We start from the raw sequence: 26507 nt of genomic DNA, 5'->3' as shown, positions 1-26507 counted from the left end.
CCGATTTGTGTGCTTTTCAAAACCTGAGTTCGGCTCGGTATTTCAAGTCGATGGAGCTCTCGTAAACACCTCGGTCAGTCCCCTCTCCCTCTGGGAGAGGGTTAGGGTGAGGGGCTGTAATATCAGCCTCACACCAGATGCAGCGCCGTGAGCAGCATGTCGATCGCCTTGATCCCCACGAACGGCACCAGAATCCCGCCCAAGCCATAGATCAACAGGTTGCGCCGCAGCAACGCTGCCGCACTCGCCGCCTGCACGCGTACACCGCGCAGCGCCAGCGGAATCAGCACGACGATGATCAAGGCGTTGAACACAATCGCCGAGAGAATCGCGCTCTGCGGACTGGTCAGCTGCATGATGTTCAGCACGCCCAGTTGCGGATAAATCGAGGCGAACAGCGCCGGCAGAATCGCGAAGTATTTGGCGACGTCGTTGGCGATGGAAAACGTCGTCAGCGCACCACGGGTCACCAGCAATTCCTTGCCGATCTGCACCACGTCGAGCAGCTTGGTCGGGTCGCTGTCGAGGTCGACCATGTTCGCCGCTTCGCGGGCGGCCTGGGTGCCGTCGTTCATCGCCATGCCGACGTCAGCCTGGGCCAGCGCCGGAGCATCGTTGGCGCCGTCACCGCACATCGCGACCAGACGACCGTCATTCTGCTCATGACGAATGCGCGCGAGTTTTTTCTCCGGGGTGGCTTCGGCGAGGACGTCATCAACGCCTGCTTCAGCAGCGATCGCGGCAGCCGTCAGCGGGTTGTCGCCGGTGACCATCACCGTACGAATGCCCAGTTTGCGCAGTTCGGCGAAGCGCTCGCGGATGCCCGGCTTGACCACGTCCTTGAGGTGGATCGCGCCCAGCAATTTGCCGTCGGCACAGACCAGCAATGGCGTGCCGCCGCTCTGGGCGATCTTGTCGATTTCCCGCGACAGTGCCGGGGCCAGATCCGAGCGTTTTTGGCCGAGGAAACTCAGCAGCGAATCCACTGCACCTTTGCGGTAGACACGGCCCTGATAGTCGACGCCGGACAAACGGGTTTCAGCGCTGAACGGTACAGCGGTCAAGGTCTCCAGCGCCGGCTCAGGCTGCGGGTGCAGACCGCGCAGGTATTCGACGATGGATTTACCTTCAGCGGTTTCGTCAGCCAAAGAGGCAAACAACGCCCCTTCGGCCAGCTCGCGACCACTCACACCCGGCGCGGCATACACCGCGCTGCAACGACGGTTACCGAAAGTGATGGTGCCGGTCTTGTCCAGCAACAGCACATGCACGTCGCCCGCTGCTTCTACCGCACGGCCAGACTTGGCGATCACGTTCAGACGCACCAGACGATCCATCCCGGCAATACCGATGGCCGACAGCAGACCGCCAATGGTGGTCGGAATCAGCGTGACCAGCAGCGCCACCAGAAACACCAGCGGCAGGCTGCCATTGGCGAAGTGGGCGAACGGTTGCAGCGTCACGACCACCAGCAGAAAGATCAGGGTCAAACCGATCAGCAGGATATCGAGCGCCACTTCATTCGGGGTTTTCTGGCGCTTGGCGCCTTCAACCAACGCGATCATGCGGTCGAGGGTCGACTCACCGGGGTTGGCGGTGATCTTGACCAGCAACCAGTCGGACACCAGGCGTGTGTTACCGGTAACGGCGGAACGGTCGCCGCCGGATTCGCGGATCACCGGTGCAGACTCACCAGTGATCGCCGCTTCGTTGACCGCCGCGATGCCCTCGATGACTTCGCCGTCACCGGGGATCATCTCCCCGGCTTCGACGCGCACCACATCGCCTTTACGCAGGCTCGTAGCCGGGACCACCTGAAAACTGCCGTTGGCCTGTTTGCGTCGTGCGCTGAGGCCTTCGCTGCCAGCCTTGAGGCTGTCGGCGCGGGCCTTGCCGCGACCTTCGGCCAAGGCTTCGGCGAAGTTGGCAAACAGCACGGTGAACCACAGCCACAGGGCGATTTGCGCGGCGACGAAGGTCGGCACGTCGGCGTCGGGAATGAAGCACAGCACTGTGGTGAAAATCGCCGTCAGCTCAACCACCAGCATCACCGGCGAACGCTTCAGTTGCCGCGGGTCGAGCTTGACGAAGGCTTGCACCAGCGCCGGCCGCCACAGGGCCGAGATCGCGGTTTTCGCTTGTTCCGGCGCCTTGGCGGCAGCGGGTTTGATTGCGGGCATATTCATCATTGACTCCTTAGAAGCCCATGCTCAGATGTTCAGCGATAGGGCCCAACGCGAGGGTCGGCAGAAAGGTCAGGCCGCCCACCAGCAAAATGGTCACGGTCAGCAGGGTCACGAACAGCGGGCCATGAGTCGGAAAGCTGTTCTGGCCGATCGGTGCGGTTTTCTTCATCGCCAGACTGCCGGCCAAGGCCAGTACCGGAAGGATGTAACCGAAGCGACCGATCAACATGCCCAGGCCCAGCATCAGGTTATGGAAAGGCGTGTTGGCGCTCAGGCCACCGAACGCCGAGCCGTTGTTGGCACTCGCCGAGGTGTACGCGTAAAGCAACTGGCTGAAACCGTGCGGGCCAGGGTTGCTGATGGTCGCCGCAGCACTGGGAACCGCGGCGGCAATCGCACCGAGCACCAACACACCAACCGGCATGACCAGCAAGGTCACCACCAACAATTGCACTTCCCGCGCCTGCAGTTTCTTGCCGAGGTATTCCGGCGTACGGCCAATCATCAGACCGGCAAGGAACACCGCGATCAGCACGTTGAGCAACATGCCGTAGAGCCCGGCACCGACACCGCCGAAGATCACTTCGCCGACCATCATGTTGACCAGCGCGACCATGCCGCTGAGCGGATTGAGGCTGTCGTGCATGCCGTTGACCGAGCCGTTCGAGGCCGCTGTCGTCGTCACCGACCACAGCACCGTGGCGGTGGTGCCGAAGCGGGCTTCTTTACCTTCCAGCGGTGCAGTCTGTTCAACTGCCGCGTTGTTCAAGGTCGGGTTCGGTTGGTATTCAGCCCACAGCGAAGTCGCGCCGCCGATCAGGAACAGCGCGAGCATGCAGGCGATGATCGCGCGGCTCTGACGCAGGTCCTTGACGTAGTGGCCGAAGGTGAACACCAGCGCCACCGGGATCAGAATGATCGAGCCGACTTCGAACAGGTTGCTCCACGCGGTCGGGTTCTCGAACGGATGCGCCGAGTTGACGCCGAAAAAGCCACCGCCGTTGGTGCCCAGTTGCTTGATCGCAATCTGACTGGCGGCCGGGCCGAGCGGGATCACTTGATCGACGCCCTGCATGGTCACCGCGTTCACATACTGCGCGAAGGTTTGCGGCACGCCCTGCCAGACCAGATACAGCGCCAGCAACAGGCACAGCGGCAGCAATCCGTAGAGGGTGGCGCGGGTCATGTCGACCCAGAAGTTGCCGAGGGTTTTCGTCGATTTGCGGCCAATGCCACGGCACAGCGCAACCAGTACGGCCAGGCCGGTGGCAGCGCTGACGAAGTTCTGCACGGTGAGGCCGACCATCTGGCTCAGGTAGCTGAGGGTCGCTTCACCGCTGTAGGACTGCCAGTTGGTGTTGGTCATGAAACTGACCGCGGTGTTGAACGCTTGCGTCCATTCCTGGCCCGGCAGATTTTGCGGGTTCAGCGGCAAGTGATCCTGGAACAACAGAATCGCGAACAGCAGGAGGAAACCGGCGAGGTTGAACGCCAGCAGCGCCAGCGTGTACTTCTGCCAGCTCTGCTCGGCGTTAGGATCAACCCCGGCGACGCGATAACAGCCGCGCTCGACCGGCCCGAGAATCGGCGTCAGCCAGGTGCGCTGACCTTCCATCACCTTGTAGTAGAAGCGCCCAAGGAACGGCGCCGGCAGCAAGACCAGCGCAAAAAACGCGAGGATCAGCCAATAGTCATAACTGTGCATAGCCGCTCCTAGTTCCGATCCGCGCGCAACAGCGCAACCAACAGATAAATGAACAGCCCCACTGCCAACAGCAGTGACACCCCGTCCAGAACGCTCATGGAAGATCTCCGTGTTACGGCGTATTGCCGCGTGTGGAGGCATTGTCGGAAAGGAGGCTGTAAAGGAACGAGAGCGAGGGGTCTGGCTGGGCATAAAGAAAGCGTAAAGAGTGGGTTTATGCGGGCGTTACAGCAGTTTTTTGCGCCGTCAGGCCGGGCCTCTTCGCGAGCAGGCTCGCTCCCACAATTTGAAATGCATTCCCCTGTGGGAGCGAGCTTGCTCGCGAAGACGGCATAACGAGCAACATCGCACTCAACTGGCGCACAAAAAGCAGCTATCCCACCGCGAACATCCCCGATACGACAGCTTTCAACTCATTACGACTTGTTTCAGCGTACTGGCACGCCCACTGCAAACGCCCTCCCCCGAGCTTTCCAAACCGTTCAGGGAGCAAACGCATGAACACACAACTCAAACCCACGCTGGGCACCTTGCATCTGTGGGGTATCGCCGTCGGGCTGGTGATTTCCGGGGAATACTTCGGCTGGAGCTACGGCTGGGGCGTGGCCGGGACGCTGGGTTTCCTGGTGACCTCGTTCATGGTCGCGACCATGTACACCTGCTTCATTTTCAGTTTCACCGAACTCACCACGGCGATTCCCCATGCCGGCGGACCGTTTGCCTACAGCCGTCGCGCCTTTGGCGAAAAAGGTGGATTGATTGCAGGCTTGGCCACGCTGATCGAATTCGTCTTCGCCCCGCCGGCCATTGCCTTGGCGATTGGCGCGTACCTCAATGTGCAGTTTCCGGCGCTTGACCCGAAACACGCGGCGGTCGGTGCGTACATCGTGTTTATGGGGCTGAATATTCTTGGCGTGAAGCTGGCGGCGACGTTCGAGCTGATCGTCTGCGTGCTGGCGGTGGCTGAGTTGCTGGTGTTCATGGGCGTGGTCGCGCCGGCGTTCAGCTTCAGCAACTTCGCCCTCAACGGCTGGGCGGGGTCGGATGTGTTTGGTGCGCCGGCGATTGCCGGGATGTTCGCAGCCATTCCGTTTGCCATCTGGTTCTTCCTCGCCATCGAAGGCGCGGCGATGGCTGCCGAAGAAGCCAAGGATCCGAAACGGACGATTCCCAAGGCTTATATCAGCGGCATTCTGACCCTGGTGCTGTTGGCCATGGGCGTGATGTTCTTTGCCGGCGGTGTCGGCGACTGGCGCACCCTGGCCAACATCAACGACCCACTGCCACAGGCGATGAAAACCGTGGTGGGTGACAACTCCGGCTGGCTGCACATGCTGGTGTGGATCGGCCTGTTCGGTCTGGTCGCCAGTTTCCACGGCATCATCCTCGGCTACTCGCGGCAGTTCTTCGCCCTCGCCCGTGCCGGTTACCTGCCCGCCTCGCTGGCGAAACTCTCGCGCTTCCAGACGCCGCATCGCGCCATCATTGTCGGCGGCATCATCGGCATTGCCGCAATTTACAGCGATGGTCTGATCAACCTGGGTGGCATGACCCTGACCGCCGCGATGATTACCATGGCCGTGTTCGGCGCGATCGTGATGTACATCATGAGCATGCTCAGCCTGTTCAAACTGCGCAAATCGGAACCGAATCTGGAACGCACCTTTCGCGCGCCGTGCTATCCGTTGATTCCGCTGATTGCACTGGTGCTGGCGGTGGTGTGCCTGGTGGCGATGGCGTGGTTCAACGCGTTGATCGGCTTGATCTTCCTCGGCTTCATGGCGGTCGGTTTCGGCTACTTCCTGCTGACCGGGCAACTACGTGCCAACGCACCGGCCGATGCGATGCTCACAGGCCTGTAACGACCCGTCTCCTGTAGGAGCTGACGAGTGAAACGAGGCTGCGATCTTCGCTTTTCAAGATCAACAGATCGCAGCCTTCGGCAGCTCCTACAGGGATTTCGGGTGAACCGGGTACAAGCGGCCTAGAATGGAACCACTGCGAGTTCACTTCGCTCAAAAGTGGTATGCAGTGTTGTACGGCGAAATCCTCGCCCGTCGACCTGCCCTTAAGGAGAGCCGTTATGCCTTGGTATGCCTGGTTGATTCTGGTGGTTGCAATCGGCTCGATCGTTGGTGGGTTGATGATGTTGCGCGACACCGCCAACAAGGTCGATCTGACCGATGAAGAACGCAAGCGCGTTGCGCAACGCAATGCCGAAGCGGACGCCAAAGACGCCCAAGACCGTTGAACACAACCCCGCCTGACCCGCGGGGTTTGTGCTTTTTATAGCCATTGGACCTATCTGCACGCTTTTAAGAAGTAGAAGTACAGTCACCATCTAATTTTCCTTGGTTAAGATGGAGACATTGTTGCGGAGAGTTTCAAATGCGTTATTCGCAGGACCATAAAGCCCAGACTCATCAGCGCATCATCAAGGAGGCTTCGGCACGCTTTCGCAAGGACGGAATCGGCGCCACAGGCCTGCAACCCCTGATGAAAGCGCTGGGTCTGACCCATGGCGGTTTCTACTCGCATTTCAAGTCCAAGGACGAGTTGGTGGAGAAGGCGCTGCAAGAGGCCGGCCACCAGGTCGAAGGGTTATGTGCAGAGATTTTTGCCCAGGACAACCCGCTCGACGTGTTCATCGAGACGTACCTGTCCGAATGGCATCAAACGTCGCCCCATGAAGGCTGTCCGTTACTGACCATTTCTTCGGAGCTGGGCCTGCGCGGCCAACCAAGTCCCACCAGTGATGTGGTCCTCAATGCTCGGCTGGAGCAGATCGAGAACAGCCTCGAAGGCGAGAACAGCGCTGATCGCGCCATCGTCATCATGTCGACACTGGTCGGCGCGCTGCTGCTGTCACGCAGCGTCGCGGATGCCGAGTTTGCACAACGCATCCTCGATGTCACCCGCGACCACCTCAAGAAACGCGACTAAACCTGCCAGCGCTTGAACAGCACGCTGGCATTCACCCCGCCAAACCCGAAACCGTTGGACAGTGCATATTCGATCGACATTGGCCGCGCCTGGCCATGAACAATGTCCACGCCTGCGCTCGCCGGATCGGGGTTGTCGAAATTAAGCGTCGGCGGGACTACCTGATCACGAATAGCCAACAGCGTGAAAATGGCTTCAAGCCCGCCGGCGGCGCCGAGCAAATGACCGGTGGCCGACTTGGTCGAGGTCACAGCGATTTTATTCTGCGTGCCGAACAACGCTTTGATCGCCGCTAATTCGCCGAGATCGCCCACCGGCGTCGAGGTCGCATGAGCGTTGAGGTGTTGCACCTGTTCCGGCTCGATACCCGCCTGGGCCAGTGCCAGCGTCATAGCCCGCCGCGCACCACTGCCATCTTCAGGCCCGGCCGTCAGGTGATAGGCGTCGGCGCTGGTGCCATAACCGACCAGTTCCGCCAACGGCTTCGCGCCACGCGCCAAGGCATGTTCCAGAGATTCGATCACCAACAGCCCCGCGCCCTCGCCCATCACGAAACCGTCGCGACCGCTGTCGAACGGCCGTGACGCGCGCTCCGGGGTGTCGTTGTAACCGCTCGACAGTGCCCGCGCCGCCGCAAAACCGGCCAGACTGACGCGGTCGATGCAGGCTTCCGCGCCGCCGCACACGGCAATATCCGCTTCACCGGCGCGGATCAATCGCGCCGCATCGCCAATCGCTTGAACACCTGCAGCGCACGCCGTCACCGGTGCGCCCAAAGGACCTTTGAGGCCATGCTGAATGGACACGTGCCCGGCCGCGAGATTGACCAGAAACGACGGAATGGTAAACGGTGACAAACGCCGAGGACCGCGACTGTCGGTGGTGCGCACGGCGTCGGCAATCGCACCGAAACCGCCAACACCAGAGCCGATAATCGTCGCGGTACGTTCCTGGCTGTTGCTCTCCGACGGATGCCAGCCAGCCTGCTCCAACGCCTGCCGGGCAGCTTCCATGGCGAACAGAATGAAGCGGTCCATTTTCTTCTGTTCCTTGGGCGGCGTGGCGCGATCCGGATCGAAACCGGCTTCGGCGTCCTCTTCCTGCGTCGGTACCGTGCCACCAACTCGCGTAGGCAAATCAGCGACCACTGCCTCAGGCAAGTTACGCAGGCCGGAGCGCCCGGCCAGCAAACGCTGCCAGACGACTTCGAGATCGCTGCCCAAGGGTGAAACCAGGCCCATGCCCGTAACGACTATTCGACGCGAATCCATACCGTGGTGACCTCTGATCAATTCAATTGCCGGACTTGTAGCGTTGCGCTGCAGCACTGCGGGAAAGGTTCGGCGCCATGACATGACGAGCCGCAACAAAGGCGTGCCATTCGCTTGCGTCAGGCAGCGAAGGAATGGTAATCAACTCGCCCTGATCCAGCCCCGCCAGAGCCGCATCGACCATCTCGCCCGCGTCCATGACCATTTCTGCCGGAATGCCACTGGCGTCAATACCGGAGCGCTCCCAGATTTCGGTGCGAGTCACACCCGGCAGCACGGCCTGGATCCGCACGCCGGTGCCTTCGAGTTCAGTGTTCAGCGATTGGGTGAGGCTCAGTACATAGGCTTTGCTGGCGCTGTAGGTAGCGTTGAAGCGTTCCGGAAACAGCGCAACCACCGAGGCGATATTAATGATCGTGCCACGACCGGCCTTGGCGAAACTGGCAGCAGCCGCCGATGCCAGTCGGGTGACGGCGGTGATGTTCAGCTGAATCAACCGCTCCAACTGGTCCATATCGGCGTTGGCCAGTAATCCATCTGCCGCGACACCGGCGTTATTGACTAGCAAGCTGATGCTGGAATCGCTGCGCAGGCGTTGCTCGAGTTTGAGCACATCGTCCTTCAGCGTCAGATCGGCCTTGAGTACTTCGACCTGAATGCCATGGGCTTCACGCAACTTACTCGCAGCGCTTTCCAGACGATCCTTGTCACGGGCCACCAGCAGCAGATCAAAACCACGCGCCGCCAGGCGCTGAGCGTAAATCGCACCGATACCCGACGAAGCGCCAGTGACGAGAGCAGTGCCTTTGGATTGTGCGGAATTCATTTGAATGCTCCAGGAATGCTTGATGGAAACGTGTCATTGAGTCATGTCAGCTCAACGATCCGGCAAATTATTATAGGCATAATCCCCAAACAATATGATAGCCATAATTTTCAGTCCTCCGATGAGTAACGTCTTCACCGCAATTACGTGCCGTGCACTGCATCAAACAAAAAAGGCCGGTCAATGACCGGCCCCTTGGCCTTGAACAATCAGCTTAGTTGACTTCCAGCTTGTCGCGATTGCGATCCAGGATCGCCTTGCCAATACCCTTCACTTCCAGCAATTCATCCACGGAGGAAAACGGACCATTTGTTTCACGATATGCAACAATCGCTTTGGCCTTGGCCTCACCGACTCCGGCCAGCTCTTTTTGCAGCGTTGCCGCGTCAGCACCGTTGAGATCGACTTTTGCACCTTGTAAAGGCGCCGCTGCATCCTTCACCATCGGCGCCTTGGCAGACTCAGTTGGCGCAACAGGTGCGGCAATAGCCGCAATCGAGGCGCTGGTGAGGAAGGCAAAAATCAGAGAATAGAAGTAACCGGTACGCATTAGTGACGCTCCATCATCGTTTGAGAAAGCAGCTTTTCCAAAGCTGCTCTCCAAACGTAGGTCATGATGGAGCTATGTCAAAAATGCGTGCGTTACAGGATGTGAAACAATCAAGGCTCGAGACGGCGCTGCTGGTAGATCCAGTCGACGATTTCGCCGTCGGGGGTGTAACCGCTGACGGTTTCACGCAGAAGTTGGCGGACTCGGGTGTAGTCATCGTTTTCTACAGCGACGAGCAACTCGTTTAGCTTGACCTTCAATGCCTCCCAAGGGAGATGATCTTCATTGGCTGTCATGATCATCGGGTGCGATGTAGCTGCCACGTTATCGCCTATCAGCAGCTCCTCATAGAGCTTTTCTCCCGGTCGCAAGCCAGTGAACTCGATGGAAATATCGCCTTGCGGGTTGCGGTCGGAGCGAATGCTCAAGCCGGACAGATGAATCATTTTCTCCGCCAACTCGACAATCCGTACTGGCTCGCCCATATCGAGAACGAATACATCACCGCCCTGCCCCATCGAGCCGGCCTGAATGACTAGCTGCGCCGCCTCGGGAATGGTCATGAAGTAACGAGTAATCTTCGGATGAGTCACCGTCATAGGTCCGCCGGATTTGATCTGGCTGTGAAACAATGGAATCACAGAGCCGGATGAACCCAGTACATTGCCGAACCGCACCATGGTAAAGCGAGTTTTGTTGACCCTGGAGATATTCGCCTTGTCGCCGAACAAAACGGGAGCAACCTCGCGGCTCAATGCCTGAAGCGTCAATTCGGCCAGGCGTTTGGTGCTTCCCATGACATTCGTAGGACGTACAGCCTTATCAGTGGAAATCAGCACGAAATTCGACACGCCCGACTGCAGCGCCGCCTGTGCAGTATTGAGCGTGCCGATCACGTTGTTCAGCACGCCTTCGGCAATATTGTGCTCAACCATAGGCACATGCTTATAAGCCGCCGCATGATAGACCGTGTCTACCTGCCATGTTTTCATAACATCAAGCAACTTGTCCTGGTTGCGGATCGACCCCAGGATCGGCAGCAACCGCACTGGTGCCGATTGCCGAGAAACACGCTGCTCAAGCTCAGACAAAATGCTGTATAGATTGAATTCGCTGTGCTCGAACAGGATAAGTATTGTCGGTCTCAGGGCGAAAATCTGCCGACACAACTCAGCACCAATCGACCCTCCGGCGCCGGTAACCATTACAGTTTTGCCTTTGACACAACGCTGCAAAAGTTCCGGCTGCGCGGGGACAGCATCCCGCCCCAGTAAATCAGCGATATCGACTTCCTGAATGTCCTCCACCTTGACCCGACCGCTGGCCAGATCGGTAAAGTTGGGCACACTGCGAACATGCAGTGGGTAACCCTCCAGAAAATTGAGAATCTCCCGGCGACGGGCACGTGTTGAAGACGGCAGGGCCAAAAGAATTTCCTGAGCCCCGGTTTCATCGATCATCTGTTGAATGTGTTTGGGCTTGTAAACCTGAAGTCCGGAAATCGAACGATCGGAAATACCGGGATCGTCGTCTATAAACGCCACAGGGCGCAGGACCCGCCCCATGCGCAAAGCTGCCAATAACTGATTGCCAGCCACTCCGGCGCCATAAATAGCAACCTTGGTTAGACCGTCATCGCGATTTGTAAAGGGAACGTGCTGCGAAGCGGAAAACCAGTCCCCCATAAAGTACTGGCGCATACACAGGCGCAAGCCGCCGATGATGACGAGACTCAACCACCAGTAATTGAAGATGATGGAGCGTGGGACCACAGCTTGGTGGTTGCTGTACCAATAGACGACGAGAGCCAGAATCAAGGACGACAGACTCACCGCCTTGATGATTGCAATGAGCGCGTCGTTGCCAAAATAGCGCATGACTGCGCGGTACATGCCAAACCGGATGAACAGCGGAATGGCCACAATGGGAGCGCAGACGAACAGCCACAGGTGCACTTTGAACGGATTGACCATATCGTCGATGCCCAGACGGACGATAAACGCGAGCCAAAGCGCAAGCCAAACTAGGCCTACATCAGTCAACACCTGAATCAATCGCTTCTGGCGACGCGGTAATTTCAGTAAGAATTCGCGCATTCTGTTCATACTCCCCTGTACCAATCTGGCCTACTCCTTTGGGTTGAATCGGCGGTTGACATTGTACGGAGGTAAAGAACCACGTTACAGAAAAAAGAATAGGGTTGAAAATTAAAATTATCCGATACCACAAGGTTTGAGCCAGGCAGAGCTGCTCTCCTCCTCGTTTATCCGCAAAAAAGTCCGCCCCCGATCCTAGAGCCCTGCTGCGGCAGCCGACATCAGTCGCTATACTGGCCAGCGCCATTCCAGGCCGAGGATGTCGAGGCGTAACTGCAACCAACGAAGTATAACGCACGCCGCTGCTCCTCAAACATCGAGACGCCACTCGTAAAAAAATCAAAATATAGGGAAGTGAGCAACGGTTATGCACACCGAGTTCAAGACAAAAGCAAAAACCGTTTTTAAATGGGCTGCCCTCGGCGCAGCGCTAACGCTGGCGTTTACTTGGGTTCTCTTGAGAAGCCCGATTTTAATGCCCAAGTTAAACATAGAAGTCGAAAACTTCCCTGCTGAGAAATCGCAGCTTTATTATAAAAAGCTGACACCCTACAGCGAGCAGAACTCAGTCTTTAAAAAAATCGATCCATCGAGGACACGTTTTCAGTTCCAACTGCCGTTTTATGATGACGAACTTCGGTGGGATCCGCTCGAAAATGCCGAAGCCTTTGATTTGAAATCGGTTAGCATCAGTCTATTGGCGTATCGCATGAACATTTCGATGGATGACGTCAATCCATCCTTTCAACTGCAGAAGACCTTCAGAAACAACCTTTATTTCTTTTCTGCTCCGCCAGGATCGACAGATCCTCAGATCACCATCCACATAAATAGCGCGCACTTGGAAAAGGTTCGTGCCTATATCGCTTTCATGCTGGCGGCATTGCTCTCTCTCGCGACAATCGGCTGGATTGTCTGGCATCCGATTATCATGGCGTACTTTCAGAAAGAAAGTAGCTGGGCAACACGTTTAAAAGCCGTGGTGAAAAATGATAACTTTTCAGTTATTGAATTCAGTACTTTTTTGAGCATCGGGATAATTTTGAATCTAATCCCCCTCACCAATTTTTTCCTGTCGGTCGATGATGAAGTTGGCGCCTTTCGTACCGATCCCTCGGTCTGGATCGCTGATGGACGATGGACCGCATTCCTTGTAGAGAAATTTATATTCCCCCTGCCGGTCCTGCCGTTTGTGCCTAACCTGTTCTTCTATGTATGCCTAGCAGCTTCTTACATGCTGATTTTACGCTCGCACAATCTGACGTTCACAAAGCTTACGGCACTGACTTATTGTGTTTTTGTTGCACACCCGGTCTGGTGGTTCATTGCAGAGTTTTACTCCAACCTACCGTCCACCGGTCTAGGAGTACTCTGTCTCTCCATTAGCCTTTACATCGTTTCTAGAATTGATTTGTCTGCCGGAGCAAATAAAACAAAACTTCTTGCGTTCGCTTGTGCAAGCTTGTTACTGGCGGCGGCAATCGGTGCTTATCAGTCCCTGGTGATGTTCTATCTGGCTATTGGCATGGGCATTATCATATTTGCTGCCAAAACCAACACGACCCCGCTGTCAAATGGGCTGCGGCCTCTGTTCAAGCGAATAGCCCTCATTGCAGCGGTATTCCTTTGCGGCCTGGTTCTTTATGCTTTCATAAATAAAATTGCAAAACATTTTTACCCGACAAATCCAGGTTACCTGGACAGCTTTCTAAAGCTGGATGCACTGCTGGAAAACCCCTTATTTATCACCAAGCTGACCGTTTATGAAATGTTTAAAATTTATACCGGATCAGAACAGACTTTCGGCGTCGACTTTTTCATCTCTGCAATAATGCTCTGCCTTGCTACGTTACTTCTGATCACACAGAAAACATGGAAAGCCTCCGCGCGGATGATGTTGTTTATTGCAGCTCTACTTATCTCGCCGTTTCTGCTTCACTTTGTTACGGGCGGAAACAATCTTCCATTGCGCTCGATGCTGGCAGTTTCCTTCATCAGTTGGTTTAGCGTCATGGTTGTTCTCGAATACAAAGGCCGAATTCGAGTACTTGGCCTGGTTTTAAGCGCCTTACTGGTGTTTCAGATCGTAACCATTAATGGGCAATACTCAGCTAGCACCCTGCTAGCAACTAACCATGATCGATTAACGGCCGAAGAAATTTATAAACAAATAGCCGAATCCAACCCCCAATTCGACCGAAATGCCAGAGCACATATCGATATATTTGGAAAACTGTCATTTAACAGTCGATACCCGTCTCCTGACTCATCGACGATGAGCGCTTCATTTTTTGACTGGGATGATGGCAATGGAAATCGAATGATCAAATATATGCAGTTGGTTGGATTCCGTAATGTTTTCCCTCTGCAACCGAGCGATCGGATAGCACTGACGCCGAAGTTCAAGAATATGCCGGTCTGGCCCGCGCCTGGTTCTGTTCGCCTGGATAACGGTGTCTACCTGATCAAACTGTCAGAAAAACCCGACCCGACCCATGCGCAATACCATTAAGCGATCAACGTCCTTCGCGAGTGGAGCGCCCTGGGAGCTCCATTCTGTGCAACAGATCTGGATCTCGATACGTTGAACAACAGGCACTTTGAATCATTGCACGCCACCTACGAACGGCGTGGATTGGCCCGACATGCGCGGCAACATCTGTAGTAACATTTCACCCATCATCAAGTGCTCCGCCATATATTTCTGGATAAATCATGGAAGTGAATCAAATCGTTCCGTTGTTTTCTGCAGCCGCGGCGAACGCAGGCATCGACTTCTCCGAACCCCTGATGCGGGTAGTCAATCGACACTGGTACATCATGGGCGAGGAGGTCAAAGCCTTTGAGCGCGAATTTTCCGACTATGTAGGCGTTGAGACTTGCATCTCTGTCGCGAATGGCTCCGAAGCATTGGAGATCGCTTTACTTGCGCTTGGCGTAGGCCCGGGTGATCGTGTCGTTACCGTGGCCAACGCCGGTTTCTACAGCAGCACGGCCATTCGCGCCGTGGGCGCCGAGCCGGTGTATGTCGATGTAAACGAACATTCGCTGACCATGTGCCCCGCCGCTCTGGAAAAAGCGCTTTCCCGGCCGGCCAAAGTCGTGATCGTCACCCACCTTTATGGTCAACTGGCTGAAATCGAAACGCTTGCAAAAATGGCGAAGGCGGCAGGTGCGGCGGTGCTGGAAGATTGCGCTCAATCTCATGGTGCAAGATCATCCGGCGGCCAATGTGGCTCCTTCGGCGATCTAGCCTGCTTCAGCTTTTATCCGACAAAAAATCTCGGGGCTTTGGGCGATGGCGGGGCAATCGTCACGTCCTCCGCCGAAATTGCCGAACGATTACGTACGCTGCGCCAGTACGGCTGGTCGACCAAATATCACGTCACCACAGCCCTTGGCCGCAACAGCCGTCTCGATGAAATGCAGGCTGCGATTCTTCGCGTCAAGTTGCCTCTGCTGGACCAATGGAATGAACAACGCCGGCATATCGCTCGCCGTTATACCGAGGGTCTCAAAGGCCTTCCGCTGACACTTCCGGTCAGTCTGGAAAGCGATTTCGTCGCACACTTGTTCGTCTTGCGTGTAGCGGAAAGAGAGTCCTTCACCCAGTACCTGAAAGGGCATGGCGTCAGCACCGATGTTCATTACCCGGTTCCCGATCACTGGCAGACGGCCTACACGCTTACCGAGCAATTCGACCTGCCGGTCACCGAGACTGCGTGCTCTCGCCTCGTGTCCCTGCCTTGTTTCCCAGGGCTGACAGAATCTCAGGTAGACCGCGTCATTGAAGTGGTCAAAAACTACTTCAAGCAGAGGGCTTAACGTGCTGTCGCTCGTCATTCCGGTCTACCGCAACGAAGAATCACTCCCTTCACTGTTGAAGGCTGTCGACAACTTGAATGTCGAGCTTCACGGAGCACTGGAAGTGGTGTTTGTTGTTGATGGAAGCCCGGATCGCTCGTATGAAATTCTTCGGGAAAGCCTGCCGCTGCAAAATTTTGCGTCGCAGTTGATTCTATTGTCGAAGAACTTCGGCTCCTTCATGGCGATCAGAACCGGTTTGCAGCACGGTAAGGGCACAACGTTCGCCGTCATGGCCGCCGACCTGCAGGAACCTCCGAGCCTGGTTCTGACCATGAATCGAGTCCTGAATACCGAACCAGTCGATGTTGTAGTAGGCGTGCGGGAAAGCCGTGAGGATCCTTTCCTGACAAAGCTCGCTTCGAAAACGTTCTGGGGACTCTATAAACGCTACGTGATTCCGGAAATGCCGGCTGGCGGCGTCGACATGTTCGGCTGCAATCTGGAGTTTCGCGACAATCTGCTGAAGCTTGAAGAGCGGCATAGCTCGCTGATCGCCCAGATCTTCTGGCTCGGCTTCCGCCGTCAGATTGTCCACTATTCCCGAGTGGCCAGAGAGCATGGGAAATCTGCCTGGACGCTTCGCAAGAAAGTCAATTACCTGATGGACAGCGTTTTCTCGTTTACCGACCTACCGATCCGGTTATTGATCCGGGTTGGGGCTGCGGGGTCGGCGCTTTCTGCAGCCTATGGATTCAGTGTCGTGCTGGCCAAGCTGGGCGGCCTGATCGACGTGCCCGGATACGCCATGACCCTTTTTACCATCACGCTGCTGGGCAGTCTCAATTTGCTGGGGCTGGGCGTAATCGGTTCTTATGCCTGGCGTACGTATGAAAATACCAAAGGGCGCCCGCTGGCTATCCCTATGAAAGTTGCCGAGTTTGGAGCCAATAAATGAGTGATTCACGGGATTTTTTCGTTCATGACCGTGCGATTTGTGAATCGGCCACTATTGGCGCCGGCTCGCGAGTCTGGGCGTTTGCCCACGTGCTGCCGAACGCCCGGATCGGCGCCGAGTGCAATATCTGCGATAACGTGTTCGTGGAGAACGACGTCATCATCGGTGATCGCGTGACGCTGAAATGCGGCGTGCAAGTCTGGGACGGCATCACCATCGAGGACGATGTCTTCGTCGGACCTAATGTCACATTCACCAACGACAAGTTCCCACGCAGCAAAGTCTATCCGGAAGCATTCGCCCGAACCATTATCCGTAAAGGTGCCTCCCTCGGCGCCAACTCGACAATTCTGCCGGGCATTACCATTGGCACTTCGGCCATGATTGGTGCAGGCGCAGTGGTCACTAAGTCAGTTCCGCCCAATGCCATAGTGGTCGGCAACCCGGCAAAAATCATCGGTTATGTCGATGCCAAGCCTACCGATGGCGCCCTGGTAGAAAACCCGGTGAAAGTCGGCAAATCGGATGTCTACCCTTGTGGCGTTACTTTGCACCGCATGATGGAAGCCGTCGACATGCGCGGCAGCCTGAGCGTTGGCGAATGCGGCAAGGATGTGCCGTTCGAGGTGAAGCGTTACTTCCTGGTGACCAACGTTCCGACGGCAGAAACCCGTGGCGAGCACGCCCACCGGCAATGTCACCAGTTTCTGGTAGCGGTCAAAGGCACAGTGCACGTCGTTGCCGACAATGGTATACATCGTCAGGAATTCGTTCTGGACAACCACACTCTGGGGCTGTTTTTGCCAGCGATGACCTGGGGAATTCAGTACAAGTATTCGGCAGACGCCGTCCTGCTTGTATTCGCCTCGGAACACTACATGGCAGACGATTACATCCGTGACTATGATCAATTCCTGAACGAGAAGAAACAGCAGGCAGTTTCGTAAGAATGAATCTGAAAAAGCCGCTGGAGATCAAGTTTGTCCGGTTCCTCCTGACCGGAGGGCTCAACACCGGACTGACTTACGTTCTGTATCTCGTTCTATTGAGTTTTCTACCCTACATCTGGAGCTACTCAATCAGCTACATCTGCGGGATTTTTCTGGCATTCATGCTCAGTCGTTTCTTCGTATTCAAAGAGCATCAAGGGCTAAAATCCGCGCTTTTGTTCCCGTTCGTGTACGTGGCGCAATACGCTTTGGGCGTATTGATTGTCTGGCTGTGGGTCAAGAAGCTGTCGCTTCCCCAATATCTGGCCCCACTGGCAGCCATCGCACTGACGCTGCCGATGACTTATGTGTTAAGCAAACTGGTGTTTGTGAAAAGCAACACACCAGCCCACTGAACACGTTCTTGACGATCAACAGGCATAAAAAAACCCGGCAATCCGGGTTTTTTTATGCCTGTTGATCAGGCTGCTCGTTCAAGCACTACGGGTGCCGAGAACTTCTTTTTAAACTGCATCGCCGGCTTCTCGATGTACCGCCAAGAGAACCACGCCAGCCCCATGGAGATCACGCTGGCGGCAATTGCCAACCACCAGCCATTGATCGACTTGTGGGAGATCGAAACCAGCGCTTGCTGGATCGGGAAGGCAAAGAGATAGGTGCCGTAAGAGAGATCGCCAAGCTTGCGCATGCCATCAACGAAGACCGGACGACGATAAGCCAGATACATCAGCAAGTACGGCAACGCAATGAACAGTGCCAGATTGGTGTAACCGAATCGTGAGCCAATCAAAAGGATAACCAGACACATTGCCGCGATACCGCCCTTGAACGGCACGATATCCTTGTACTTCCAGAGGAAGGTACCGACCAGGAACATCAAGCCGAAGCGCAGAACAGGCAGTACCTCAGTCGTACCGAAAAACGTGATCGGCGCGATGGGACCATGGAAAAACAACCAGACAAAGAACGCCGAAATCAACGCCATTACTGGTACAACCAGCGAGAAGGTTCGACGCCCAACGAAGAAGATCGCAGCCAGCGCCACGTAGCAAAACGCTTCGATCGGGATCGTCCACAGCGAACCATTCACCGTTTGCGGATAGGTTACATCCAGGAAGACACCAGGCAGTAGGAAGACTGTCTGATACGGAATCGAATTGGTCAGATAACGATAGGTGCCGGAGCTCTGGAAATACTCACCAAGCGGCAGTGCTGTGAAAATCGGTCCCAATATCAAGGCGGAAACGAACGAGGTGACCGCCAGTGCCGGAATAATGCGCAAGGCGCGTGCCTGCCAGTATTCCGAGAACGTACGGCGCTCCAGAGAACCGGCAATCAAAAAACCACTGATCGCAAAAAAAGCACTAACTGCCAGGCTTCCAGGCTCATAGCCCATAAACAGGGAATTCCACGTTGCAGCGGATTTCCCCGTGAGCGCAAAACTGTGGGAAATCAAGACGATCAGGGCTGCGCACAATCTGAGCAAGTCAAAATTGTTAGCACGCAGCTTTACCATGTCGCCAAGTGTTGTTGCTGGCTTTTTAATATTGGTCATACGCGAACTCGTTTTGTTACCTTTATTCGGCGCGCGCATATTACCACGTAAGTACAACGAGATTATGGCCATTACGAAGCCAGTACCTCGCTACTCAAGCCGGCTCCGCTCTGCCCGCCTGGTACTTGAAGGCAAGAAGCACCAAAGGTACATAAGCAAGAACAAGTCCTATTACACCGTCCAATTGAAATCGGGCGACGCATACGGCAATCGGCAACAACCACAGCAAATTGATCAAACCCACTGCAACAGTGACAGGCCAATGTTTGCCATATCGACGTGAAGCAAACTGATAGGCATGACTGCGGTGGGCCTCATAGACCTTCTCGCCACGCAGCAAGCGGCGCAGCAGTGTAAACGTGGCGTCGACGATGAAAACTCCCAACAGGATCAACCACCCCCAAAAGAGCTGGAACGAGAGCCAACTGGCCTCAAGCGCGAGAATGCCCAGAATCAGACCGAGAAACCCGCTGCCGGCATCGCCCATAAAGATCCGTGCCGCCGGGAAGTTCCAGACCAAGAAGCCACCCGCAGCGGCCGCTAGCAATAGAGGCGCACTAATCAACGGCGCATCGGTACCCAACGCGTACAGCAGGCATGCACCCAGGCACACCGTGACCGCCTCGATACCGGCTATTCCGTCGATACCGTCCATGAAGTTGTAGAGGTTGAGCGTCCAGACGAGAAAAAAAGCCGCCCATGCCGACCCCGCCCATCCTAGATTGATCACCTGACCGAATACATGCAGCGGTGGAAAGCCTCCCAGCCAGTAAAGTGCCCATGCAGCGGCGGCAAAATGTCCCAGTAGTCGCCAGCGTGCAGCGATGTGGCCATGATCATCCATAAAACCAATGATCGCGACCAACGCTCCCGCCCCCACCGACGACAAGAAAAGCCCCGTCGGGATTATCCCCACCATGAACAACAGAGAAAGTGCCCCCAGAAAGGTGACAACGATCGCCACTCCTCCGCCCCTTGGGGTTGGAATGCTGTGAGAACTCCGATCGTTAGGCACATCGATAAGGCTTGTGGACAAGGCATAACGGCGCAAGAGCGCGGTTAAAATGAAGGCACTGGCAAAAACCACTGGCACAAGCCAAACGCTACTCATAAGCCAAGCGGCTCCTTTGCAAATCTCTATTTCGCCGTTGCGTTAAAAATAATCTGTCCCTTGCCGCTGAAGACCCAACTGCGCGGCAAGGGAAGCAAGCTGCTCAGTTTTTGTGCAGGTCGACTATTTCGTGAAGTGGGCGCTTGGTCAACTTTCTCTTGATTTTCTGACGCACACCATACGGAACCGAACGGCTGAGTCGCTGCATGCCAGGCTTGCGGTACAACGTCCACAGAGCGAGCAGCACAATTTCCCGGGTGGTCAACGGTACTTCGTACTCGGCCGCAGCAGTGCCCGTGACAGGGAGTTCAAGGAAACCGGGCTGTTGCTGACGCGGAACAACGTTGTTCACCAGTTGCAAATAATCGACGTCATAGAAATCAGGATTCACCAAACTTTGCGCATGCGAAGGTGCCTGGATCAAGTCCCCCGCCACCGACGACTGCACAAATGTGCTCATTGCTTCCAGAAGCTCTACAGGCTCCATGCCAAATGGGTACACGAGTGTATGTTCACGACTGGCCAGGCGCTCGGGGAACGCACCGATATCCGGCGCGATGATAGGCAGCCCTGACGCCAGCGCATAGCTTAGTGTGTAGCTGTAGGTTTCCGGCCATTGCGCAGGAAACAGGATCAAGTCGAGATCATGCTCCGCGATCAACCGTGCGAGCTCCGCTGGGTCGTACTGCCCGCTGGTGAAAACACCGTTCAATTCCCGGTAGGCGAAGCCAAGCAACTTGAAGTCGAAGGGAGCGTTTACCGCCTTCGCTTTCGCAGCCAGTTGCTCAAGATAATCCGCGCCCTTTTCCTTGCCCAGCGCACCCAGCACACCTACGGTATAGCGCGGTTTTGGGACGATCGGTGCCACCGAAGAGCTTACCGGTCGCTTGTCCTCGATATGCAATGCCACGATCGGATGCTGTAAAGCGTAGTACTGCTGGTAAAGCGCTAGTGTGTACTCCGATGGGAAAACGACTGTTTCCGCGCTTTCGATAAACCCTCTCAATTGTTCGCGCCATGCGGCTGCCGAAACCCCCTCCGGAAGAGGGAACGCTGGATTGAGCAAATCATCGGAATACTGGCCCGGATAAACGCCCGTATCGTTGGTCAATGTCGGGTTGCCGCCAAGCCAATAGAAGTCGTGAACCGTCAATGCGTATTCAGTACCCAGTTGCGCCGGAAGATCGAACAGTGCCGGATGCAATCCAAGGGAGTGATGGAAATGGACGAATCCGACACCGCAGCCTTTGAGCAAGGCAACCAGCATCGGAAGCTCTTCTGGAAGATGGAATACCAGCTCGTCTGCGCCGGGGAATGTGCCCATGTACAGAGTAACGGCGCCCATGCCTTTGCGAGGTTTGAGGATGAGGTTGTAGGCATTCGCCTGAAGCGCTTCGCTCAGCTCTTCGACATGCTGTTTGACTCCGCCCCCGGCCTCATGGGAAACCTGCAGGACCTTGGGACGATCGAGTGTAGAAAGCAACTGGACCAAACGGTTGACACGCACCAGCTTGACCGGATCCTCGGCAATGAACATCTGAATATCCAGGTGATAGTCCGGATGCAGTTCGACAATCGCTTTGAAGGCGTTTTCGATCAATGCTTGCTTGGTCGAGGAAAAACTGACGCCGCCTTCATGGAATGCGTAAAGGTTCGGAGTAATGACGTTGAACCAGCCGGCCTTGAGCGCGCGCTGGCACAAATCATTTTCTTCGCCATAACCACGACCGAATTTTTCCTCATTCAACAAGCCCACGACGTCCAGGCAATCGCGGCGCACGTACATGCAGAACCCGACACCGGTAGGTGCCTTCACATTTGGCAGTCGAGCCCCGGTAAACACTTTGTCGATCTGATGGACATCCAACCCGAAGGCCTGTTCGTTTTCGTACAGGAAGGCCGGAAAACTGCAAATGGTTGCGTTATTCGAGAACGGGGTAACCGTACCGATATTCGGCGCAATGTAGGCCTCTGCGGTCAGCCGTTCCAGCCAGTTTTGCGGAACGATCACATCGCTGTTTAGGAACACGATGTCGGCTTCTCCGGCCTGGCGCATCCCACGGTTAACGGTTTTGACGAATCCTAGGTTGTTCGGATTCTCTAAAACAGTCAACACATCGGGCCATTGCGATTCGAGTTCGAGCAGCATGTCCTGCATACCGGCATCCGGACTGCAGTCATTGATCGCGATGACCTTTGCACCCGCCATAGAGAGAATGCCCGGCATGGCTGCTTCGATGCAGCGCCTGGTCATCTCGATGCCTTTATAGACCGGCAAGATCACCGTCACGGAGCGGATACGGGCAATTGGCGCTTCGACGATGTAACTCTTGCCTACGGGAACCGGAGCCTTGACCTCCTGGTTACGCAGGTAGACGGTGGCCGCGCGTTTACAGATTTCGACATTATTGCGCAAAGCCTTTTTGCCGTTGCGCAGTGAACGAACGACAAATCGAATCGGCTTGGTGATGAACCAGGAGTTCGAATGAATCACATCATTGTAGGCCGCCTGACTCTCGGCCAAACGAACAGACAAGCGATAGCGTTCCGACTGCAGATTCTCTAGCTCGGATCGAAGTTCGGAGTGAAGCCGCTGATTATCAGCCTGAATTCTTCCAACTTCACGCTGGGAATCAGCCTGAATTCTTCCAACTTCACGCTGGGAATCAGCCTGAACTCTTTCAACTTCACGCCCAGCGGCTTCCAACGCTTGCGCTTGTGTCGCCAAGGCGGACTGGGTTTTGTTGAAAGCCATCAACAAGTTGTCAACGACAACCTGTCGATCCTCTTCCCAAGAGTGAAATTCACTTGGCTCGCGGCCACTGATGGCGCTCTGCACAGCCGCCTCTAATGACAGGAATTGACGAACATCTTCTTCGTCGATCCCATAGCCAGCTGCCGCTGACGCTGCAAACACGAATTCTTTGTACGTTGCCGTGGCGAAGTCAGCGCTTGGGCTGAAACGTGTCACCGAACCGAGCAATTGACGCAATGCCCTGAACAACAGGAATTCGATCCGCAAACCGACGGTCAACGACCACTCTTTATCTATCAGGTGGGGGGCGCCCTGTTGGTCGATCAGAATATTCTGTGGTACGGCATCGAAAAGTTGTCCCGGCAATAAATCATCAGCGCCCGACTGGCCGCTGGAGATATTTTTCAATATGGCCACATAGCCTTTCAGGAACTCGCCGACCTGAGCATAAGTCCAGCCTTGCGCATTGACGATTTCGATCAACTTCGTTGAGAGAACATGCCCTTTGATGTATGGCTCGGACGCTGTCAGCTTGAAGTCGACGATGACGTCTGCGGCAGGCTCTGCTGCAATATTGGTCAACTTCTCGTAGTGAACGCGAATTGAGTGATCGGCGCCTTTTTTGAACGACGAACTCTTGCAGAATTCCGCCCGACGATCACTGCTGAAATGAACGGCCAGGGTTCCATCGTCGAGGGTTTTGCGTGCCACGGGCGAAGCACCGATGAGGAAGGAATTGGACATATCCATGCCCAAACCATTCTTGCAGATCTGCGGCCATGCCAGTTCAAGCGAAAACGTACACAGCTCAGGCAGTTGCGGATCGCGCTGGGCGCTTTGCCAGGCAAAAGCCGCAGCATCGAAATCAGGGTCGACAAACCCTTCTTCCGTGACAATCGAAACCGGCAGTTTGTAATCTGGAAATGGAGCAAAAAATTCGTTGGACGCAAAGCCGGCACCAGACAGCAGCGAGGCTAGCGCCTGTTTGCCGTAAGTTTGTGGCGTAGCGCTGTTATAGCGTCCCTCGACACCAAACATCGGCGTCACAACATGGTCTTCCGGTGCGCCTGCGAAATATTTGAGACCCAGCTGGTTCTCGATCGCAATGATCAACAAGCCGTCGGGCTTCAATAGCGAGCGGACTTTCTTGAGCATGTTCGCGCCCGGATTCTCACCCGAGACAAATAGATTGGAGTACTCAAAAACACCAATCAGCGTGATGACATCGAATTTCTTGTCAACCTGGAAGTTTTCGAATGTTTCGGCCAACACCGACACGTTCGGCAAGTCTCTGGTACGAGACCGGGCAATGCTTGCACGGCGCGCACTGCCTTCCAGCGCAAGCACGTTACCGCCCTGCTCGCCCAGATAGCGGGTAATCGCGCCACAGCCTGCGCCGATTTCGAGGACGTCACCTTTAAGATCGGCATCAAACACCCGCAGCAAATTTGCCCGGGTGCTGGACAGGTAATACAGCGACGGCCAATCCGTGCACCAGGCACGCAGCTCATCGGAAAAAACACTGACATCCAACGCCTTCTCAATCAAGTACTTGATGCGCAGCTCGGTGGTATCGCCGTCACTGTAATTGATACTCGCGTAATCCGGCCGCGACCAGATCTTGAGTTCTTCGTTAAGTTGATAGCCCGCTTGCGTCAATAAAGTATTCAATTTGCAACCTTTTTGGCACGAATGCTCGAATCTAGATTTACAAGCCCAAAAAACTTGTCTGTCGGCCGCACCTGAAGGTGCACGGAATCGTAACGACGATCCCTTGGGGTCACTTCTTCACCTTCTTTGGTCGAAACGCCAAGGGAAATGAAGTAATCACCCGGAGCCAGTTCACAGGCAATAGACAACTCGACTTCGACGATTTCACCCTTGCGACCAAACGCACGGAAATCCGGAGAATCGAGGGTTTCACTGTTCACGCCGTAAACGGTCACTCCTTCCTTGGTCTTGATGGTCATGCCGAGAATAGGACAAACCAGATCGGTATCAAACCTGACGAACACGGCCAACTTGAGCTTCGATCCGGTGTCGACTGCAACGGGATACTCTTGGCCATCCGCATTTAAATGAAAGTCGATGATCGTTGCAGCACGATCGCCCCAACGATACTCGTTGGGGTTGTAGTTAGGGTGCGTATCAAATACGTCCATCCCGCCCTCAGGCGTGTGGTACGTTTCGAGCACGTCGACTGTAGGCTCTAGCTCAGTTACAACTGAACTCTGAGTTTTGCCGAACAGCAGATCCAGATAGCGATTGACTACCTTGCGTGGCTCGCCTTGCTCTAACTGCACGCCGTCATTCAACAGGAATGCCTTGTCGCAGTGAGTCACGATTTGTTCACTTGAATGCGTCACGAGGAGGATGCTGGTGCCATTCTCCTTCAACTTTTTCAAGCGATCGAAACAGCGTGCCTGGAACTTCGCATCGCCAACGGCCAATGCTTCATCAACAATGAGAATGTCTGGCTCGACCTGCGCTTGAACGGAAAACGCCAAGCGCACGAGCATCCCACTGGAATAAGTTTTTACTGGCTGATTGATAAACTCGCCGATGTCGGCAAACTCGATGATTGCATCATACTTTTCATCGATTTCCTCTTTGCTCAAACCGAGGATCGTTGCGTTCAGGTAGACGTTTTCGCGGCCGGTGAACTCAGGATTGAATCCCGAGCCCAACTCAAGTAACGCGGCGATCCGGCCGTGGGTTTCCACGGTACCGCCGGTAGGGTTCAGGGTCCCGCAGAGGATCTGCAACAGCGTGGACTTGCCACTGCCATTTTTGCCGACAATCCCGACGGTCTCGCCTTTACGGATCTCGAACGACACATCGTGTAGTGCCCAGAACTCCCGGCAATATTTCTTTTTGCCGCGGCTAAACATCTGCAGCAGGCGGTCACGTGGCTTGTCATAAATCTCATAGCATTTGCTGAGATTCTGAACCTTGATGGCAATCTCAGATGACATCAGCAAATCCTTTTCGAGTTTTCTGGAACCAGGCGAAACCCAGCCAGGCGACCACCAACGAGCCTGCGAAATAGATACTAAGAACAGTGAAATCAGGCATCCGCCCCCAAAATAGCACTTCGCGTGCGTATTCAATGGTTGGCGTGAGCGGGTTCAACATCAGCAAATGTTGATACTTTTCGGGCAAGGCACTCGCCGGGTAGAAAATTGGCGAGAGAAACATCAGTACGGTGGTCAGGATCCCGATGAATTGTGCGACGTCACGTAAGTAAACCCCGAGCGATGCCAGAGCCCAGGTCAATCCCATGATCAACAGCACCAGAGGCAACATGATAATCGGGAAAAAGAAGACCGTCAGATGCGGTGTACCAAACAGAAAGAAATAAGCGATCAGCCACACGATCAGACTGATCACCATATGAAACAGTGCAGAGCCCACTGTTACCCACGGCAGGATTTCCAGTGGGAAGACCACCTTCTTGACGTAGTTGGCGTTTGAGAGAATCAACGTCGGACTGCGATTGAAACACTCGGCAAACAGGTTGAACACGATCAGCCCCGCGAACAGGATGAGTGCGAATTCTGTCTTGGAATCACTGCCGCCACTCCAGCGGGCCTTGAAAACGACACTGAAGACGAACGTATACACAACAAGCATGAACACCGGATTGAAGAACGACCACAGAATCCCCATGAAAGACCCGCGATAGCGCCCGACAACCTCTCGCTGCACCAGAGCTCTTATCATGCCGCGATTGCGCCACAAACTACCGAGCATTTCCCTCGGCGAAATCGAAAAATTACGCATTAAGCACACACCTA

General features: G+C 55.3%; 21 protein-coding genes. 8 read left to right on the top strand and 13 right to left on the bottom strand.

Translation table 11 applies throughout. From position 1 onward, the window contains the following. Nucleotides 1–128: 128 nt before the first annotated feature. The 3 genes from kdpB to kdpF are packed head-to-tail and all read right to left on the bottom strand — an operon-like array spanning nucleotide 129 to nucleotide 3989. Entirely contained in the window at nucleotides 129–2186 is a 2058-nt protein-coding gene (gene kdpB / locus QZR14_RS18355; protein ID WP_311997338.1) for a potassium-transporting ATPase subunit KdpB, read from the bottom strand. 10 nt (nucleotides 2187–2196) lie between these two features. Further along, nucleotides 2197–3891 (bottom strand): potassium-transporting ATPase subunit KdpA, encoded by a 1695-nt coding sequence (kdpA, locus tag QZR14_RS18350; protein WP_311997337.1) that lies wholly within the window; start codon nucleotides 3889–3891, stop codon nucleotides 2197–2199. Between the two features lie 8 nt (nucleotides 3892–3899). Continuing rightward, entirely contained in the window at nucleotides 3900–3989 is a 90-nt protein-coding gene (gene kdpF / locus QZR14_RS18345; RefSeq protein ID WP_007899818.1) for a K(+)-transporting ATPase subunit F, read from the bottom strand. 399 nt (nucleotides 3990–4388) lie between these two features. On the opposite strand from kdpF, the gene eat reads away from it, so the two are divergent. From eat to QZR14_RS18330, 3 genes are all read left to right on the top strand, one after another. Next, complete coding sequence (gene eat / locus QZR14_RS18340) at nucleotides 4389–5753, top strand: ethanolamine permease (protein WP_103305696.1); 1365 nt, start codon at nucleotides 4389–4391, stop codon at nucleotides 5751–5753. A 221-nt stretch (nucleotides 5754–5974) separates the two neighbouring features. Beyond that, nucleotides 5975–6142 (top strand): DUF2897 family protein, encoded by a 168-nt coding sequence (locus QZR14_RS18335; RefSeq protein ID WP_095120497.1) that lies wholly within the window; start codon nucleotides 5975–5977, stop codon nucleotides 6140–6142. Between the two features lie 137 nt (nucleotides 6143–6279). Next, the gene (locus QZR14_RS18330; RefSeq protein ID WP_311997336.1) at nucleotides 6280–6834 is read left to right on the top strand and encodes a TetR/AcrR family transcriptional regulator; all 555 of its coding nucleotides are present in this window, start codon (nucleotides 6280–6282) and stop codon (nucleotides 6832–6834) included. Here the strand turns inward: QZR14_RS18330 and fabF are convergent. From fabF to QZR14_RS18305, 5 genes are all read right to left on the bottom strand, one after another. After that, complete coding sequence (gene fabF / locus QZR14_RS18325) at nucleotides 6831–8105, bottom strand: beta-ketoacyl-ACP synthase II (RefSeq protein WP_311997335.1); 1275 nt, start codon at nucleotides 8103–8105, stop codon at nucleotides 6831–6833. The two genes, QZR14_RS18330 and fabF, sit on opposite strands and share 4 nt — an antisense overlap. Nucleotides 8106–8127: 22 nt before the next feature. Further along, complete coding sequence (locus QZR14_RS18320; RefSeq protein WP_311997334.1) at nucleotides 8128–8931, bottom strand: SDR family NAD(P)-dependent oxidoreductase; 804 nt, start codon at nucleotides 8929–8931, stop codon at nucleotides 8128–8130. Nucleotides 8932–9145: 214 nt separating this feature from the next. After that, nucleotides 9146–9481 (bottom strand): ComEA family DNA-binding protein, encoded by a 336-nt coding sequence (locus QZR14_RS18315; protein WP_311997333.1) that lies wholly within the window; start codon nucleotides 9479–9481, stop codon nucleotides 9146–9148. A gap of 110 nt (nucleotides 9482–9591) precedes the next feature. Continuing rightward, nucleotides 9592–11586 carry a polysaccharide biosynthesis protein gene (locus QZR14_RS18310; RefSeq protein WP_311997332.1) on the bottom strand — a complete coding sequence of 665 codons (1995 nt, stop codon included), beginning with the start codon at nucleotides 11584–11586 and terminating at the stop codon, nucleotides 9592–9594. Continuing rightward, nucleotides 11516–11875 carry a hypothetical protein gene (locus tag QZR14_RS18305; RefSeq protein WP_311997331.1) on the bottom strand — a complete coding sequence of 120 codons (360 nt, stop codon included), beginning with the start codon at nucleotides 11873–11875 and terminating at the stop codon, nucleotides 11516–11518. The genes QZR14_RS18310 and QZR14_RS18305 overlap by 71 nt, the downstream gene beginning before the upstream one ends. A gap of 69 nt (nucleotides 11876–11944) precedes the next feature. Between QZR14_RS18305 and QZR14_RS18300 the strand changes: the two genes are divergently transcribed. From QZR14_RS18300 to QZR14_RS18280, 5 genes are all read left to right on the top strand, one after another. Beyond that, the gene (locus QZR14_RS18300; RefSeq protein ID WP_311997330.1) at nucleotides 11945–14089 is read left to right on the top strand and encodes a glucosyltransferase domain-containing protein; all 2145 of its coding nucleotides are present in this window, start codon (nucleotides 11945–11947) and stop codon (nucleotides 14087–14089) included. 203 nt (nucleotides 14090–14292) lie between these two features. Further along, on the top strand, nucleotides 14293–15402 hold the full coding sequence (locus QZR14_RS18295; protein ID WP_311997329.1) for a DegT/DnrJ/EryC1/StrS family aminotransferase: 1110 nt from the start codon (nucleotides 14293–14295) through the stop codon (nucleotides 15400–15402). A gap of 1 nt (nucleotide 15403) precedes the next feature. Beyond that, nucleotides 15404–16339, top strand: coding sequence for a glycosyltransferase family 2 protein (locus tag QZR14_RS18290; protein ID WP_311997328.1), 936 nt, complete (start codon nucleotides 15404–15406; stop codon nucleotides 16337–16339). Beyond that, nucleotides 16336–17286 (top strand): WxcM-like domain-containing protein, encoded by a 951-nt coding sequence (locus QZR14_RS18285; RefSeq protein WP_311997327.1) that lies wholly within the window; start codon nucleotides 16336–16338, stop codon nucleotides 17284–17286. The genes QZR14_RS18290 and QZR14_RS18285 overlap by 4 nt, the downstream gene beginning before the upstream one ends. 2 nt (nucleotides 17287–17288) lie before the next feature. Then, a complete protein-coding gene (locus tag QZR14_RS18280; protein WP_311997326.1) occupies nucleotides 17289–17684 on the top strand; it encodes a GtrA family protein in 396 nt (131 codons plus the stop codon). Between the two features lie 65 nt (nucleotides 17685–17749). On the opposite strand, the gene QZR14_RS18275 is transcribed toward QZR14_RS18280, so the two are convergent. The 5 genes from QZR14_RS18275 to QZR14_RS18255 all read right to left on the bottom strand — a co-directional run bounded on the left by QZR14_RS18275 (nucleotide 17750) and on the right by QZR14_RS18255 (nucleotide 26493). Continuing rightward, a complete protein-coding gene (locus QZR14_RS18275) occupies nucleotides 17750–18844 on the bottom strand; it encodes an acyltransferase family protein (RefSeq protein ID WP_311997325.1) in 1095 nt (364 codons plus the stop codon). A 94-nt stretch (nucleotides 18845–18938) separates the two neighbouring features. After that, the gene (locus QZR14_RS18270) at nucleotides 18939–19955 is read right to left on the bottom strand and encodes an MraY family glycosyltransferase (protein WP_311997324.1); all 1017 of its coding nucleotides are present in this window, start codon (nucleotides 19953–19955) and stop codon (nucleotides 18939–18941) included. A 103-nt stretch (nucleotides 19956–20058) separates the two neighbouring features. After that, complete coding sequence (locus QZR14_RS18265) at nucleotides 20059–24381, bottom strand: glycosyltransferase (protein ID WP_311997323.1); 4323 nt, start codon at nucleotides 24379–24381, stop codon at nucleotides 20059–20061. Continuing rightward, nucleotides 24378–25688, bottom strand: a complete 1311-nt coding sequence (locus tag QZR14_RS18260) for an ABC transporter ATP-binding protein (protein WP_442967414.1) — start codon at nucleotides 25686–25688, stop codon at nucleotides 24378–24380. The genes QZR14_RS18265 and QZR14_RS18260 overlap by 4 nt, the downstream gene beginning before the upstream one ends. Next, entirely contained in the window at nucleotides 25675–26493 is an 819-nt protein-coding gene (locus QZR14_RS18255; protein ID WP_311997321.1) for an ABC transporter permease, read from the bottom strand. Before QZR14_RS18255 ends, QZR14_RS18260 begins: the two co-directional genes overlap by 14 nt. Nucleotides 26494–26507 lie beyond the last annotated feature (14 nt).

Source organism: Pseudomonas sp. rhizo66 (assembly GCF_031931925.1).
In the GTDB taxonomy this organism is placed as follows: Bacteria; Pseudomonadota; Gammaproteobacteria; order Pseudomonadales; family Pseudomonadaceae; genus Aquipseudomonas.
This window is presented reverse-complemented; position numbering and strand designations above follow the sequence as displayed.

What these genes read in the sequence shown, in the direction of transcription:
- kdpB (WP_311997338.1), bottom strand. Translation starts at nt 2,186, where the DNA reads ATGAATATGCCCGCAATCAAACCCGCTGCCGCCAAGGCGCCGGAACAA.
- kdpA (WP_311997337.1), bottom strand. Translation starts at nt 3,891, where the DNA reads ATGCACAGTTATGACTATTGGCTGATCCTCGCGTTTTTTGCGCTGGTC.
- kdpF (WP_007899818.1), bottom strand. Translation starts at nt 3,989, where the DNA reads ATGAGCGTTCTGGACGGGGTGTCACTGCTGTTGGCAGTGGGGCTGTTC.
- eat (WP_103305696.1), top strand. Translation starts at nt 4,389, where the DNA reads ATGAACACACAACTCAAACCCACGCTGGGCACCTTGCATCTGTGGGGT.
- QZR14_RS18335 (WP_095120497.1), top strand. Translation starts at nt 5,975, where the DNA reads ATGCCTTGGTATGCCTGGTTGATTCTGGTGGTTGCAATCGGCTCGATC.
- QZR14_RS18330 (WP_311997336.1), top strand. Translation starts at nt 6,280, where the DNA reads ATGCGTTATTCGCAGGACCATAAAGCCCAGACTCATCAGCGCATCATC.
- fabF (WP_311997335.1), bottom strand. Translation starts at nt 8,105, where the DNA reads ATGGATTCGCGTCGAATAGTCGTTACGGGCATGGGCCTGGTTTCACCC.
- QZR14_RS18320 (WP_311997334.1), bottom strand. Translation starts at nt 8,931, where the DNA reads ATGAATTCCGCACAATCCAAAGGCACTGCTCTCGTCACTGGCGCTTCG.
- QZR14_RS18315 (WP_311997333.1), bottom strand. Translation starts at nt 9,481, where the DNA reads ATGCGTACCGGTTACTTCTATTCTCTGATTTTTGCCTTCCTCACCAGC.
- QZR14_RS18310 (WP_311997332.1), bottom strand. Translation starts at nt 11,586, where the DNA reads ATGAACAGAATGCGCGAATTCTTACTGAAATTACCGCGTCGCCAGAAG.
- QZR14_RS18300 (WP_311997330.1), top strand. Translation starts at nt 11,945, where the DNA reads ATGCACACCGAGTTCAAGACAAAAGCAAAAACCGTTTTTAAATGGGCT.
- QZR14_RS18295 (WP_311997329.1), top strand. Translation starts at nt 14,293, where the DNA reads ATGGAAGTGAATCAAATCGTTCCGTTGTTTTCTGCAGCCGCGGCGAAC.
- QZR14_RS18285 (WP_311997327.1), top strand. Translation starts at nt 16,336, where the DNA reads ATGAGTGATTCACGGGATTTTTTCGTTCATGACCGTGCGATTTGTGAA.
- QZR14_RS18280 (WP_311997326.1), top strand. Translation starts at nt 17,289, where the DNA reads ATGAATCTGAAAAAGCCGCTGGAGATCAAGTTTGTCCGGTTCCTCCTG.
- QZR14_RS18275 (WP_311997325.1), bottom strand. Translation starts at nt 18,844, where the DNA reads ATGACCAATATTAAAAAGCCAGCAACAACACTTGGCGACATGGTAAAG.
- QZR14_RS18270 (WP_311997324.1), bottom strand. Translation starts at nt 19,955, where the DNA reads ATGAGTAGCGTTTGGCTTGTGCCAGTGGTTTTTGCCAGTGCCTTCATT.
- QZR14_RS18255 (WP_311997321.1), bottom strand. Translation starts at nt 26,493, where the DNA reads ATGCGTAATTTTTCGATTTCGCCGAGGGAAATGCTCGGTAGTTTGTGG.